Source organism: Ekhidna sp. (assembly GCF_965227465.1).
Classification (GTDB): Bacteria; Bacteroidota; Bacteroidia; order Cytophagales; family Cyclobacteriaceae; genus Ekhidna.
Genome location: NZ_OZ245746.1, coordinates 710,357 through 725,261, shown reverse-complemented (window position 1 = coordinate 725,261; position 14,905 = coordinate 710,357). Strand labels below are relative to the sequence as shown.

Genomic DNA, 14,905 nt, shown 5'->3' with positions numbered 1-14,905 from the left:
GTTTATGAAATCAATTAAAGTTAACGTTACTATTCTTCAATACATCCTGCGCCGTGCCCTTCTTCGGTTGCATGACAGACATCATCATCGTCATTAACTCTTCCACCACTATCTCCACCACATTCGCCCCGTGTATTGAAATACGACTGTAAGGCTGCACCTGCATATTCCACACAAACACCTACATATTGATAATATGTAGCTAAAGCCAGATTTTCTTTTTCTCCGCAATATGATTCACTATTTGCAAGAGATGTTCCTACTTGGGTTCCAGTCTCATAGTTCAGAAATCGATTACACTGTGCACTAGCAGATGCTGTTAGACCAAAAAAGCAAATCGCAATAACAATTAAGTTCTTCATCTTAAAAAAATTAAATAAATTAAAATTCTACTCTTTTTAGGTTTTTCGAAATCCACCTGAGGAATCTAAAAGTGACTCCTTGCCATTAAGTGAGAAATACTAAAAAAGGTAAACATTCGATTGTTGCAGATTATTAAAAATGAAAACCCTGCCTTTTTTAAAATAGCTCGAAGTATCTTATGAGTATAATTTTATCTTTGTCCATCTCAGTTTTGATTTAGAAATTTTGATAGCTTCATTGGATGTAAATTCACGCAATTTTTATTAGTATCAAATTTAGAGAGAGATGAAAAAAGGCCTAATCGTTTGATAAGGCCTTTCATCGTTTATTTTAAGATTCTTAAGGATCTATTTACTGTTCATAATTATTCAGGCAAGATCCTGAATAATTGAGGCTATGAAAATAATTTCCGTATTCCAAAGGATATGTTGAATTTGCAGGTATACTTTCAGATAGAAGTTTTGAAGAAAAGGATCAACCACATTCGTAATTATCACACCGTTAATCTTATTAGCTAGCTTAATCATGAACCCGTATCGTTCTTCTTAGCTCCGCATAAGGCGTAGATAGGTGATTAAGGAAAGTTGCTTCAGCTTTCCAGAAGTATTGAGCAATTGGCAAAGTACCTATGAGGTACGAATTCTTGTAGAAATGTACTTCAGGACCTACTTTCTGAACCATGAGTACATCATTTTCTTTGTATCCACCGTTATAAGTAAACATGATTGTATTGTTTCTTAGCACGTTGATGACACCATTTCCAACATTAAACTTGTAATCGTATCCGCCTTGCTTTCCAAGTCCAAAGGAAAATCTGCCTTCGGTACTTCCAATTGCACATTCAAAACTTCCATTCACATTGATGTATGAATTAGAGTAAACAGTTGTTGTTTGTCCATTTGTAGATCTAATGCCATTGTCTGTTGCCTCAACACCTGGTATTGGATTATTGAACACAGAGGTAGTCACCCATTTGATTTGCTCAGTTTTAGTTGGGTCGTAACCAAAGGAAAATAGCACATCATCAATCTCATTATTCATAACAAATGTACCACTTCCCCATCCGCATGAACCGTAATTCTTTAGATCGTACAAATCGGCTGTAAAATGTCCCCAACCCCTTCTTCTTGGAACATCAACGATCAGGTGTGTTTGTGGTAAACCACATATCGACTGATTTTCTCTTACAGCAAAAAACTGAACTCTTAAATCACGTGTTGACCAATTATCAATCTTAATTGATTCGGCATCATCTTCCATGAGACCTATCGTGCCCAAAAAGACTTGAGCACTGTCTGGATTTGCAAAGTGTCCGGGGGTTTTTAAGTGAGCATTTACATAATTCACTGTTATGCCCACAAAATTTCCCGTGACTCCTCCTTGGAAACCCTCTATGCTTGCCGCAAGCCAAGAAGTCATAGCATCGACCTGAGCGCCTTGATAGTTTTCAGTTTGCCACATCTTAATACTAGATCCAGCCCAATCCCATCCACCAGGAAGAGGTTGAATAGTGGGCGGAAGTATGCGTGCAGCTTCTTCCGTTCGTTCAGCAACTGCTTTATATACCTTGCCACTTCCAGAATCATCAAGCTTTGGGTTTGTCCCTTCCAGAAATTTGTCTAGTCTTTCAAAGACTTCTTCTGACGAAAAGAAATAAGTAGTCGGGTCACCTGCTACGTACTTTACAATCTTGGAGTTTTTCTGAAGTTCCAAGAATAGTGAGTGATTAATCCGTGATAAATCATTGAAAAATTTAAAAGAGCCATCTCCATTGGCAATGATAATTCTTTCAAAATAATCTCCGTCACTGTAAAAATCTCTCCGTTCAAATCCTTGCTCTTCAAACGTTTCTTCAAGTTTCTCGATCAAAACTTCTGATTCAGTGGAACATGCATATGTGGCTAGCATTACAAATGCTATAATGCCCAATTTCCAATTCATTTTCTTTTTCATACTTTCTACTATTTGATTAATGTTTAGCCTTTCATGTTACTCTATTCTTTAGAGTAACATTGAGCAATTCTTACCAGTAAGTGAGAAATACTAAAAAAGGTAAACTTTGCTTGATAGGGTTAAATAGAAAAGGCGACCTAAGTCGCCTTTTAAATGAATTATTTATCACTAATGCTCAATGACAAACCGTTCATTAAGCAAGGTTTTTTCTTCTACAGATACAGCAAAAACATAGACTCCAGAAGGCAGGTCTTTTACCTTTAATGTCTTGACTATCGACTCTGCTTCGAGTTTTCCTGTCATCACCACTTTACCAGACAAATCATAAATAAGCCAATTAGTATCTGATGAGGCTATTTCGGGCAATTCTATGTTTAATGACTCGCTAGTTGGATTAGGATAAATTTTGAGATCTTTAATTTCATCTTCCGAGGATAAGACCACCTCAGTTTCTACCTGATCTCCAAAAACTCCAACAGTCACCTGAATTTCGTCTGAAAAATCCGTAATGTAGTTATACTGATTTCCAGGTAATCCTTGAGTTCCTTTCATCGGAAATAGGTCATTCTTACTTCCTTTAAATCTGGCATCAACAAAATATGTGCCTGCGGATAAAGGAAAAAATGTTACCGAAACCACATCATTGGCATTATATGAACTGCTACTTATGCTTTTTGTCTCAATTGGTGGGCCTCCAGTCGATGTTCTTACAAAAATTTCTAGAATCTCGCTGACAGCATTGAGGTTATGCACGGTTTCGTCTGGAATAATAAAATCCAGCTTAATATTATTTGAATACCCTACTGAAATCGGAGTTGATGGTTTGGAAGGTCTAGCAAATACAGTTCCATAGGTGCTGAATGCCACAAACTCAGACATTCCTCCATCAGCGACTGTTTTAAGATCAATTCTTTGTACTTGACCAGGTGGTCCATCTAGTGTATATGACCTTCCAAGGGCGTAGGTAGAGCCCATATTATTTCCATAAAAATCTTTAATCTCTAAATACGTCGAATCACCTGGAGATTGATCCCATTCCAGCTCATAGGTATTTGTAAAATTATCTATCTCAATGTTATATGGTGGCCTTATAAACGAATGATAAGGCTGGTTTTCGATAATTGGAAAAAGTCCTCCATTTGGCACATTCAACGAAACACTTAAATAAAATTTTGCCGGGCCTCCATAGTGGAATTTTTGATTAGAAGTTTGAAAAGCATTGGTCAAAATTGATCCATCGGATCTTTTAATTTTTACTTTATAAGTATAACCAGAGTTCTGTGGTAAAGGCCAGCTGAGATTGTTTTCATATTTGTAGTTGACATAAGAGACATTTGTAGTGGCTTCTGTAATAGTGTAAATCCCGTACACTGTTGAAACTGAAGTCCCTGTTTCATTGCCCGGCGCTACCCTCACAAAATACGCTGATCCTTCTTCCAGGTTTGAAAAAGAAATAGTTGTTTCTGCGATCGTCGCATCACTAATTATGGTATTGAAATCCGGATCTCCAGCCAGGACAACATTATAATATGACGCCCCAGCCACAGGATTCCACTCAATTTCACCAGAGCTATTCGTTCTATTTAATGTGGTCACTCCATCAACATCTGACATTGTATTAAACTGAAATTGAAATAAGCCAAATGGAACACCACTATTCGATAAAAGACTCGTGTTCGATTTCACTTCAAAAGTCGTGTTAGCTGGTAATGGTTCATCGGGATTGAATTCTAATCTTCTTCCATCTGGAACCCAAATACCAGCTATTAAATCACCGGTAGTCGTTCTTACCTCAATCCCACTCTGAATCGTGTTAGGATCACTATTCTCGGACAAAACAACCTCAATTTTTACGTTTCTTGAGGCTATTACCGGACTCAACGGATAGTAAAAGTTGTCCGTAATTCGTGCAAAGAAGTTTCCATTTCCAACGCTGTGATTAAACCCCTGACCTATAGTCAATGAGTTAATGACCTCATATGAGGTTCCCGAATAACTATTGATGGTTTCCTGATCAACTAATTCAATGGATTGACTAAGTGCAAACGTGCTGATGAAAAACATCAGCAACGCACCAATGGTACTTTTAATATCTATCATACTTAATCGATTAGTGGTTTGCTGAAGCATCTTGATTGATCTTGCTGACTTTTTCCTCCAGCATTTCAATCAAAACTTTTTGTTGTTCGATCGCCTCCAGCAATTCAATTTGATGTAGAGTCAATTCCTCGATCTTCTTTAGAAGCCGCATGCTCATAAGCCCAAGCTCAACTCCATCTGACTCCATTTCTTTCGCCGATGGTATCTCAGGAAGATGATTGAATGCGTTTAAGTATTCCTTTACTTCCTTGAGTGACATTAACTGGTAGTCATCAGCAAAGACATAATCAGGTGCATTCACCACCTCGATTCGAATTTCTTCTGATACGATTGATCCATCGACTTCCAAGTCTGCTGTTGGGTTCAACGTACCTATTCCAACATTGCCAGCACCGTCTGGCATTAGCGCAATGTGATCGCCATTTGTATTTAGGGTTAGTTTATTTCCGTTTTCAGCTGTAATTGAAAACTCGTCTGTTGAGCCATTTGCTCCTCCCCAGGCGCCATCATACAGAATAATTCCCTGACGTGTTTCTCCTGAATAAAAGCCAACCCATTCATAGCTGTTATCATTAGCTCTGGTACCGCGCATTAAACCCAGGTAACCATTGCTGTTGTTAATTCTACCATTGGAACCTGTTGAAATACTTCCCGAGGTACTTATATCCCCCGTACTTGTAATATTTTCAAATGAAGGGCTGTCACCTGGTTTATAGGCTGAATTCCATTCAGTTGAATTTCCACCGGTTGCATATACAGTTCCTGAGACACTTATACCATTGGAGGTTGTACCAAATCTCTTCGTTCCATTGTAGTACAGATCCATACTACTGTTCTCATTATATTTTAATGCCCATTCGTTGTTCTGATCATCGTAAATCCCAAAATCATCCTGATCTCCCATTAGTGACCAGGCAGATGAAGTGGTATGTTCGATTGAGATTCCTGACCATGACTGATTCGCCGCTTTGGTTATCTCCAGTAGACCTGGTCGATTTGCCGTTCCATTGACTTTTGCATTTCCAATCGTCAACGCTCTGGTGGTAGTTGTTCCAAAATTTGGGTTATCCCCGGTCTTATAATAGTCAGCCAATGAATGATCTCCCCAACTATATGCTTCTTCCCAATTGACAGAATTGCTGCTTGGAGTGGTTATCAAACCAAAAGTCGGACTACTTCCAGATTTATAGTATCCTTCTAAAGAATGATCACCCCATCCAAAAGCTGTATTCCATGTAGTTGAGTTACCGCCAGTGGCACTAATAACACCAGCCACATCCAACTCGGTCTCAGGGTTTGTCTTTCCAATTCCAACATTTCCTAAATAATGAATCTCATTATTCTCTTCAGTCCATTGTGGAGCTGGGTCATTGGTTGGAGGAGTACTTCCGCCAGATGAAACAAGAACAGCAAGCGATGCTTCAGGCCCATTCATCCCATGAACAATAACAGTGTAAAGCCCCGCTTGTGGCCAAGTTACTGTCATTGTCATACCATCATTTGTGACATAATCTATTGGAGTAGCTGGCTCAATTGTCCATAGTCCGGATGGAACAATCGGAACATTATAGGTATAGGTGTAAGTCTGGCCCTCAAGGGCATTATCCGGTAATCCGGGACTTTGAACAATCTGTTGAGTTTGTCCAAAAAGACAGATACAAGTAGCTAAAACTGTTAGAAGCGTTTTCATGTTTGGATGAGATTTAGGTTTATTTAATGCTTTCTTTGCTTTAAAATGATTGATGAGTGACCGTCAACAATTACCTGGTATAGACTTAAGTATCAAAACTGAAAAAAGGTAAACACCAAGTGATTTTTGACATCAAACTAGTATCTACCAAAACCCAATCAGCAACTAAGCATTTTACTATTCATGTTTAGATATATTTACCTATTCACCTTTTTTACACATGAGTCAAGAGGAAGCAAAATGGGAATCGATCATTAATGACCTAAAGAATGGAAATAATGAAGTTCTCCGTATTTTTTTTGAGAAGCATTCACGCTACTGTATCAGTAGACTAACTAAAGAAAATCAATGCACAAAAGCTGATGCTGAAGATATCTTTGTGGAATCAATAATGAACTTGCGCGAAAAACTAGTGGCTGGGACAGTAGATAAAGTGATGAATGAAAGGAGTTATTTATACAAAACATGCTACAATATGTTTTTGGTCAGATATAGAAATCAAAAAAAAGTCAATAGTCTGTCCGATGAAATCACACGGTTTTATTATGATTCTGAATATCAGTCCGAAGAGACTAAGGCCATGACTAATGAACTTATGAAAATTACCATGTCCGCATGGGAGCATTTAACAGAAAAATGCAGAGATATTCTTCATTTCTTTTATGTAGATAAACTTCGAATGGAAGAGATCTCCCATTTGATGGAACTTTCTAATGCTGATGTAGCTAAATCAACCAAGTCACGCTGTTATAAAAAATTTATGGAGAAAGCGATGGAATTAAAAGAGGCAGAATCAATCCCTTCAAAAAAATGAAACTCAATTCCAACGATATTGAACTTATAGAAAAGAGTATCGAGGGTTCCTTAAATAGCGATGAGGAATTGTTATTCGAGGAAAAGTATAATAGCTCAGAAGCATTTCGAGAAAGTGTGCTCTTTCAACGCTCATTACTGAGTTCTTTGGATGCCCATCACAAGGTCAAACTGAGAAATGAATTAACGCAAATGCTTCGTGAAGTCGATTCAGAAAGGAAAGTAATTCCTTTGCCTAATAAATGGTATATGCTGGCGGCTTCTATCGTTATTCTTATAGGCGTTTTTTGGATTTTTGATCTCTCTAATAGCTCCAATAAAGAATTATTTAACAAGTATTATCAACCATTTCCAGCTCAGGGTTTTGTAAGAGGTGATGTTTCCAAATTGCAAACAGATGAAATTCTTCGCCTTTATGCTTCGGCTGAATATCAGGAAACCATCAACAAGATAGTTGCACTAAATGAATCCGGAAAGTCTTTTAATGGCCAAATGCTCTATTTGGGTAATTCCTATTTGGCATTAGGTCAAAGTGAAGATGCCATACGGGTTTTCCAGACTATTGATGAAGGAGATAGATATTATCCAGATGCCCAATGGTATTTAGCTCTGAGCTACTTAGAAAAAGGAGCTAAAAATGAGGCTATTGAAGTCCTTGAGTTACTTTCTTTACAAAACACCGTTTACACAACTTCAGCGCTTTCTCTATTAGGTGATTTAGAATAACTAAGATTGATTTGACTGACTATTGTATCCGACCATCCAGTTTATCCCAAATTGATCCGAAAATGATCCGAAATAGTCCCCCCAGAATGTATCTGACAAAGGCATAGTCACATTCCCTCCTAAAGAGAGCTTTTCGAAAAATTGGTCTGCTTGTTCTTTTGAGTCAGCAGTTATTGATATAGAAAAATTATTTCCTGCTTTGAAATCCGCACCCCATTCGCCTCCTGTATCACTTCCTAGCAAAATCGTTTCTTTGCTTATCGGCAAGCTGACATGCATGACTCTGTTTTTTTGATCTTCTGGAATGGAATCTCCCCCGGCATCAGAAGGAATATCCGCAAATCGGCCCATGAATGAAAACTCTCCACCAAAAACAGATTTATAGAAATTGAAAGCTTCTTCACAATTCCCATTAAAGGTTAGGTAAGTGTTTATTGTTGGCATAGTAGAAGGATTTGTTTTAATCAAGATAGTCAATCCGTACTTCAATCGACAATCAGACTTCAGATTCTAAATAGTATATCCAGCTCATATTTTTAGTCAAAGTAATTATTTCTACAAATCAGAACATTATAATTAAATCTTCGTATCATTAAGTCGACAAATCAGAATTTTATATGCGAGGAGAAAATCTTGGAGAACTTGAAGAATTAGTTTTACTCACTGTTGGATCGCTTTACCCTGAGGCATACGCACCAGTAATCAAAAAAGAATTGGCTGAAAAAATGGATCGGAAAGTGGTGATGAGCTCCATTCATACGGTACTGACCCGACTTGAAAACAAACAGTTTGTCTGCAGTAGGTTTGGTGATTCAACCCCAGAACGGGGCGGAAAGCGAAAGCGACTCTTTGAAGTCACTCCAGAAGGTTTTAAAGCATTAGAATCTCTGAAGTCTAAACGTGATGCACTTTGGGGCAATATGTTGCAACTCATGCCAAACCTTCAATAGGATGTCAAATAACCCACCCAAATTCGCAAACTGGTTCCTCTCGTTTCTAATAAGCGAAGAATTTTATGAAGAGGTATCCGGTGATCTGGCTGAAGATTATCACGAATACGTAAAGACAAAAGGAAGGTTTTATGCCAATGCCATTTATCTCCTTGAGGTAATCAGATATTCCAGCATGTATCGCTCAGAAAGAACCCGACAATCCACCAACTCAATAAGTATGCTTCAGAATTATATCAAAATTGCTTTTAGAAATCTGCTAAAACATAAAAGCTATTCTATCATCAATATCAGTGGTTTAGGTATAGGTCTGGCTTGTGTTTTCATGATTTTTCTATTCATCAAGGTTGAGACCAGCTATGATAAGTTTCATGCAAATGGTGAGGACATCTATCGGTTACAACATGTCTATGGATACATCAATGCTCAGGCTGCTCCTACCTATGCAAGTGACTATCCGGAAGTGGAAAGTTTTAACCGAATCAATTTCTGGAAAACTGATAGAAGAGTCTCCCTTTCAAATGATGAAGTCTACTATGAAGACCTTTTTGTTGCAGATTCTAACTTCTTTAGTTTTTTCTCCTTTCCGCTCATTAGAGGCGATAAACATACCTGTCTGAAGGGTAAAACCAGCGTAGTTATTTCCAAATCGTATGCTGAAAAGTTCTTTGGAGAGAATGACCCCATTGGCCAGATATTGAATATTGACAATGTCATCAACGGAGAGGAATTACCCTTTAAGGTAACTGCAGTTTTCGAAGATATTCCATTCAATTCTCACCTACAGTTCAATATGGTTTTGCCATTTGAATTACTTCACGATGATCAATCGCTTAACATCTTGAAATTGTGGCCAAATGATTGGATTGGAAGTTATGTGAAACTGAAACCCGGCACTGACCCACAGCTGATGGAAGAGAAGTATCAGGAGATGTGGAACAAGTATTATGATGCTGAAGCCGACTCGATTACCATTGATTTCATGCCGATTGAAGACTTGTATTTAGAATCATACGACCTGAGATCAGATTATACTGCCCATGGTAATATCAATCAGGTTCGGATTTTTTCAGCAATTGCTGTTATTATTTTACTGATCGCCTGTATCAATTTTATGAATTTAGCTACAGCCCGAGCTTCCAAACGCTCAAAAGAAGTAGGCGTACGAAAGGTGATGGGCGCACTTCGAAAGCAGTTAATTATTCAATTTTTCGCAGAATCTGCAATCATGACATTCATGGCAGTCTTCTTAGCAATAACTATTCTGATAGTAGCCATACCTCCAATCAATCAACTGGCAGAAATTGATCTACTTCTAGGCCTAAATGATATTGTGCTTGTTGTGGTTAGTTGCTTAATTTTTACTCTTATTACTATCCTAATTACAGGAAGTTATCCCGCCCTTTTTCTTTCATCATTCCAGCCTATTTCAATTTTATCAGGGAATAATGCGGTGCGTGGAGGTAAAGGTTGGGTTCGCAAAACACTGGTGGTTTTTCAGTTTACCATTTCAATTGCATTAATTATTGGCGCATTGGTTGTGTACAAACAAATGCTGTTTGTGAAACAAAAAGATCTGGGTTTTGAACCTGAAAATACGATTGTGATGAATTTTGGAAGTTCAGATGCACTTCAAAGAAAATGGAACATCATCAAAGATCAGGTGCAGTCTGTTCAGGGTGTGAAATCTGTCATGGCAAGCAGGCATATTCCCGGGGATAATGCATTCTATTGGGGATATAAGTTTGAATATTTTTCCGATTATGAAGATCCTTACGGAGATGCTTGGCTCGGGTACTATGTCGGGCATAACACGCTTGATGCGCTTGGAGTTGAGATGGTGCTTGGCAGAACTTTTTCTGAAGATATTCCGACAGACAGTTCTGCATTTATCCTCAACGAAAGTGGCTGGAAAAGAGCCATTGAAGAATATGGGGAAAGCTGGAATGATCCAATTGGTAAATCGATCGAATATTATACCACTCATAGTGGAGATTGGGCAATGGATAAGAAAGGAGTCGTTATTGGAATCGTTAAAGACTTTCATCATCATTCACTCGAACGCCCCATCGATCCACTTGTAGTCCATCATTCGCCAAGCCGAAGACTGATGGTGAAAGTTCAAGCGGATAAAACCAATGAAGTGCTGTCAAGCATTGAAGAAATGTGGATGAAATGGAATGCACCATCTGATTTTAATTATCAATTTCTGGACGAATACTTTGAAGGTGCCTATAAGGATGAAGAGCAATTCAATCAATTCATTATCATCTTTTGCATGTTAGCCATTGCCATCGCATGCCTGGGTCTTTATGGCCTATCAGCTTTTGTTGCGGAGCAACGAATCAAAGAAATCGCTGTAAGAAAAGTATTAGGAGCTCATGAACGTTCCATTATTGGAATGCTTTCCAAAGACTTCTTGAGATTGGTTGGAATTGCGACGCTTATTGGTATTCCAATCGCCTACTATTTCATGAGTAAGTGGCTTTCAAATTTTGCTTTTAGAATAGATCTGAGCTGGTACTTTTTTGCGGTCGGAAGCTTTATAGCTGGAGTGATTGCCATTTCTACAGTAAGTTATCATTCAATAAAAGCGGCTACTTCGAATCCAGTGAATAGTCTACGATCGGAGTAAGTTCATCATGATTTTCAATCAGTTAAGAAGCTTAAAATGCGCTTTTCATATTCATCCATTACTATTGGGTTAAAAATCGAGGTGGTATATTTCGCGATAACATTTCCATTCTGATCTACAAAAACATGCCGTGGAAAGCTCTTAAATCTGAATAATCTCTCACAGTTTTTAAATCCTCCAACAGAAATAATATCATCATAGTACTCACCATACTTCTTAATAACTTTTTGAATTCCTTTTTCAGAGCTAGGGGTAATTGCCACGAATCTCACACGTGGATCAGTTTTATATTTATCGATGATTTCTCTTACAAAATATTTTTCCTGAGCACATCCTCGACACCCTTTAAACCAAAAGTCCACTACTGTTAATTGATAACCGTTATTAATAAATGAAAATTCTTCACCATGGATGGTTATAAAAGTTGAATCTGAAAATGTTTCTCCTACCGGAATTCCTTTTTGATCCTCATCCTCCGGCTCCAGATCCAACATTTCTCTAAAAAATTCTGCTGGGATTTCAGACGATTGATCTTGTGCAATAATTGTAAACCAACTACTTAAAAAAAGTAATAAAATAAGGTGCCTCATTCTTCAATTCTTTAAATAGTGAAAATAAAAATTATAGTAGTATTTCAACCTAAGAATCACCTTCTTTCGATGATCACAATCATTTCTGGCATCATTTTTCCTTTTATGTCATCAGGATCAAATGAACAGTATCATGAAAAGGCTATACATACTCTTTGCAATAATTGGATTAATCTCTTTTAGTTGTAATCAAGGCATCCCAGGCCCAACTGGTAGACCTGGACAGGACGGTCTTGACGGATTAAATGGAGAGGAAGGATACGTTTTTGAATACGAATTCAGCTTTACAGCGCCGGATTACAGTATACTACTCAACTTACCGGATGATTTTGTTATGTTGGATTCAGATGTGATGCTCGTTTACTTCCTTTGGGATGTGACAGATGATGGCATAGAAGTTTGGAGATCATTACCTCAGACTTTGTTCTTCACAGATGGCATGCTTCAGTACAATTATGATTTTACAAAGTTTGATGCAAATGTCTTTTTAGATGGGACTGTCAATTTGAATGGACTAGGTGCTGACCTTACAGATAATTGGATTGCAAGAGTAGTGGTTGTACCGGCACAATTTTCCGGGCGCATAGATTATTCCAACTATGAGGAAGTCAAAGCGTACTTCGACTTATCCCCTTCAATTCTTGCCACTAAAAATTATCGGAGTAGGCCTAAGTAAATTAAAATATGGGATTGGATAAGTGAGTTTAATACTTATTTATCCTTCCTGATATCATGGTAAATAGACTTGTATATTTACCTAACATGAATCTCGGAATCATTATTAACATTGTTGTTGGTTACGATGACTTACTTATAGTAATAGGTATTTTTTTATCTATATGCCTGACAATTGTTTTCGGTATCAAAACCCGCCAGCATCTTTCGAATCTCTGGCTTTCACTCTTTTTTGTTGTGAGCTCTGCCGTCTTCATTGTTAAGTTTCTCTATTCCACAGGACAAATCATGTATCACCCGCATTGGTTTAAGGTCAACTTTCCAACTGGCTTGCTAAGACCTCTGTTCATTTATCTTTTTTTGGTATTTCTGCTTGAAAAGACAAAAAAAGTAACATTGGCTCACCTATTACATTTTATGCCTTTTCTTATTCTTCTTAGCTATCTGATTCCCTTTTATCTTCAATCTGAAACCTATAAGGTGTCTGTACTACGCGGAGAGGTAATAAACACAATAGGCGTCATGCCTCCATGGTATTTATATTTTCAGTTCATATACTCCGGGCTATATCTTGTTCTTTCCATTTTCGTTCTCAGAAAACATGCTAGTAACATAACAAGGCCCAAATCTGGATTGGGATGGATTTACCTCGTACCAATTATCGGATGTCTCTATTTGATGATCGCCTTTATATTGAGGAATTTGGGTATAACCGGTAGCTATAATTATTATCTCTATGAAATGTTTGCTGTTCTGTTGGTAGTAATTGTTGTCAGGCTCATGTATTTACAATCATTCGAAAAAAAATGGTTTCAGGAAAAGTATGAAAAATCAAAACTTTCCGCAGAGGATATAGATAAGTTGTTTAGTGAGATTTCAATATTAATGAGAGATGAAGACTTGTTTAAAAAGAAAAATCTTCGACTTATTGATATATCGAATAGACTTAAAAGACCTGAATATCAAATTTCACAAATTATTAACGCTCGAGCAATCTCCTTTAATGATTTTGTGAACACCTTCAGAATAGAAGAAGCCAAGAAGCTTTTAATTGAATCTTATCCAAAATTCACGATTGAGGGAATTGCCAATGAATCAGGGTTCCATTCTCGAGCATCATTCTACAAATCATTCAAAAAGCTAACCAATCAAACACCTCGAGAATTTGTACACCAAGTAAAGTAGTTGTCCATATTCACTTGAAAAGACAAAGTTGATTTGTCAGTGTATGCGATAGCTTAGAGTTTTGAATAAACTCAAAAAATACCATTATGAATTTGTTCAAAATAACATTCCTTTGTTTCGTGCTTATTTGCTCGTGTCGCTCCAGTATCTCACAGGAAGGTACCAATCAATTTTTTGAAACAATTGAAAAGAGTCCTGGAGATGAAATGGTCTATCCAGATGAAAAATGGACATATGCTTCTCCTGAAAATTTCGGCTACTCTATTGAATTATTAAACTTGGTGAAAGAATCTTTTGAAGAGGTTGGTGGAGATGCTATGATAATTGTCAAAAATGGGTACGTAATTGCTTCATTTGGAGATACAAAGCTTAACATCCCAAACTTCTCAATAAGGAAATCTTTTTTGAACAGCCTATTAGGCATGGAGTACGATAAGGGAAATTTATCCATGAATGCTACGCTCAACTCATTAGGAATTACTGACAGAGATGAGCTTTCCACTAATGAAAAAAAAGCTACCATTGAACATCTACTTACATCTACATCAGGAGTCTATCACCCGGCAAATCATGAATCGAGTAGACAAAAAGAAGATCGTCCACCTCGAGAAAGTAAAAAGCCCGGAGAATTTTTTTATTACAACAATTGGGACTTCAATGCCTTAGGATCAATCTATATGCAGATAACTGGGAATGATTTATTTGAAGCATTTAAAACAAATATTTCAGATCAAATTGGCATGCAAGATTTCAATCTTCAAAATACTAAATATGAAAACGGCAGTGCTAGTAAGCATCCTGCATACACATTCGAGTCATCAGCAAGAGATGATGCTAGATTCGGATTGTTATATTTGAATGGAGGAAAATGGAAAGGTGAATCAATTATTTCTTCTGAGTGGATTGATGAAAGCCTAAGTCTGAAAACCACAACAGGTGAGGCCTGGTATTATGACTATGGATATCTATGGTGGATAGATTCAAAAAACAATCAATTTATGGCTAGAGGAAAAAGCGGTCAATACATTGCTCTTATTCCGGATGAAAATATGGTAATTGTATTTCGGGCAGATCCAGGAAGCATTATCAAAAAATGGATGGGTAGCCGAGTTAAGCCTCAACAAAGTTTCATGCTTATTGATGAGGTATTGAGAGCCAAGCAATAATCAATTTTTTATAAAAAATATTTCAGAGTTGGTTTGATTTTAGCTGCTATATAACATTC

General features: G+C 37.4%; 14 protein-coding genes. 7 read left to right on the top strand and 7 right to left on the bottom strand.

Features of this window, described 5'->3' with window-relative positions; all coding sequences use genetic code 11:
* Positions 1-29: 29 nt before the first annotated feature.
* The 5 genes from ACO05G_RS03355 to ACO05G_RS03335 all read right to left on the bottom strand — a co-directional run bounded on the left by ACO05G_RS03355 (position 30) and on the right by ACO05G_RS03335 (position 6,106).
* Entirely contained in the window at positions 30-362 is a 333-nt protein-coding gene (locus tag ACO05G_RS03355; RefSeq protein WP_421764684.1) for a hypothetical protein, read from the bottom strand.
* A gap of 369 nt (positions 363-731) precedes the next feature.
* Positions 732-890 (bottom strand): hypothetical protein, encoded by a 159-nt coding sequence (locus ACO05G_RS03350; RefSeq protein WP_421764683.1) that lies wholly within the window; start codon positions 888-890, stop codon positions 732-734.
* Positions 883-2,316, bottom strand: coding sequence for a hypothetical protein (locus tag ACO05G_RS03345; RefSeq protein WP_421764682.1), 1,434 nt, complete (start codon positions 2,314-2,316; stop codon positions 883-885). Before ACO05G_RS03345 ends, ACO05G_RS03350 begins: the two co-directional genes overlap by 8 nt.
* Positions 2,317-2,484: 168 nt before the next feature.
* Positions 2,485-4,416: a T9SS type A sorting domain-containing protein gene (locus ACO05G_RS03340; RefSeq protein WP_421764681.1), complete on the bottom strand. Its 1,932-nt coding sequence runs from the start codon at positions 4,414-4,416 to the stop codon at positions 2,485-2,487.
* A 10-nt stretch (positions 4,417-4,426) separates the two neighbouring features.
* Positions 4,427-6,106, bottom strand: coding sequence for a helicase associated domain-containing protein (locus ACO05G_RS03335; protein WP_421764680.1), 1,680 nt, complete (start codon positions 6,104-6,106; stop codon positions 4,427-4,429).
* A gap of 220 nt (positions 6,107-6,326) precedes the next feature.
* Between ACO05G_RS03335 and ACO05G_RS03330 the strand changes: the two genes are divergently transcribed.
* On the top strand, positions 6,327-6,920 hold the full coding sequence (locus ACO05G_RS03330) for an RNA polymerase sigma factor (protein WP_421764679.1): 594 nt from the start codon (positions 6,327-6,329) through the stop codon (positions 6,918-6,920).
* Positions 6,917-7,645: a tetratricopeptide repeat protein gene (locus tag ACO05G_RS03325; RefSeq protein WP_421764678.1), complete on the top strand. Its 729-nt coding sequence runs from the start codon at positions 6,917-6,919 to the stop codon at positions 7,643-7,645. Before ACO05G_RS03330 ends, ACO05G_RS03325 begins: the two co-directional genes overlap by 4 nt.
* Here the strand turns inward: ACO05G_RS03325 and ACO05G_RS03320 are convergent, their stop codons facing one another.
* Positions 7,646-8,089 (bottom strand): VOC family protein, encoded by a 444-nt coding sequence (locus tag ACO05G_RS03320; RefSeq protein ID WP_421764677.1) that lies wholly within the window; start codon positions 8,087-8,089, stop codon positions 7,646-7,648.
* Between the two features lie 173 nt (positions 8,090-8,262).
* On the opposite strand from ACO05G_RS03320, the gene ACO05G_RS03315 reads away from it, so the two are divergent.
* Positions 8,263-8,595, top strand: coding sequence for a PadR family transcriptional regulator (locus ACO05G_RS03315; protein WP_348284763.1), 333 nt, complete (start codon positions 8,263-8,265; stop codon positions 8,593-8,595).
* 1 nt (position 8,596) lies between these two features.
* Entirely contained in the window at positions 8,597-11,230 is a 2,634-nt protein-coding gene (locus tag ACO05G_RS03310) for an ABC transporter permease (RefSeq protein WP_421764676.1), read from the top strand.
* A gap of 14 nt (positions 11,231-11,244) precedes the next feature.
* Here the strand turns inward: ACO05G_RS03310 and ACO05G_RS03305 are convergent, their stop codons facing one another.
* On the bottom strand, positions 11,245-11,820 hold the full coding sequence (locus ACO05G_RS03305; protein ID WP_421764675.1) for a TlpA family protein disulfide reductase: 576 nt from the start codon (positions 11,818-11,820) through the stop codon (positions 11,245-11,247).
* Between the two features lie 133 nt (positions 11,821-11,953).
* On the opposite strand from ACO05G_RS03305, the gene ACO05G_RS03300 reads away from it, so the two are divergent.
* The 3 genes from ACO05G_RS03300 to ACO05G_RS03290 all read left to right on the top strand — a co-directional run bounded on the left by ACO05G_RS03300 (position 11,954) and on the right by ACO05G_RS03290 (position 14,846).
* Entirely contained in the window at positions 11,954-12,496 is a 543-nt protein-coding gene (locus tag ACO05G_RS03300; RefSeq protein WP_421764674.1) for a collagen-like triple helix repeat-containing protein, read from the top strand.
* Positions 12,497-12,582: 86 nt separating this feature from the next.
* A complete protein-coding gene (locus ACO05G_RS03295; RefSeq protein WP_421764673.1) occupies positions 12,583-13,680 on the top strand; it encodes a helix-turn-helix domain-containing protein in 1,098 nt (365 codons plus the stop codon).
* 86 nt (positions 13,681-13,766) lie between these two features.
* Positions 13,767-14,846, top strand: a complete 1,080-nt coding sequence (locus ACO05G_RS03290; protein ID WP_421764672.1) for a serine hydrolase domain-containing protein — start codon at positions 13,767-13,769, stop codon at positions 14,844-14,846.
* Positions 14,847-14,905: the final 59 nt, after the last annotated feature.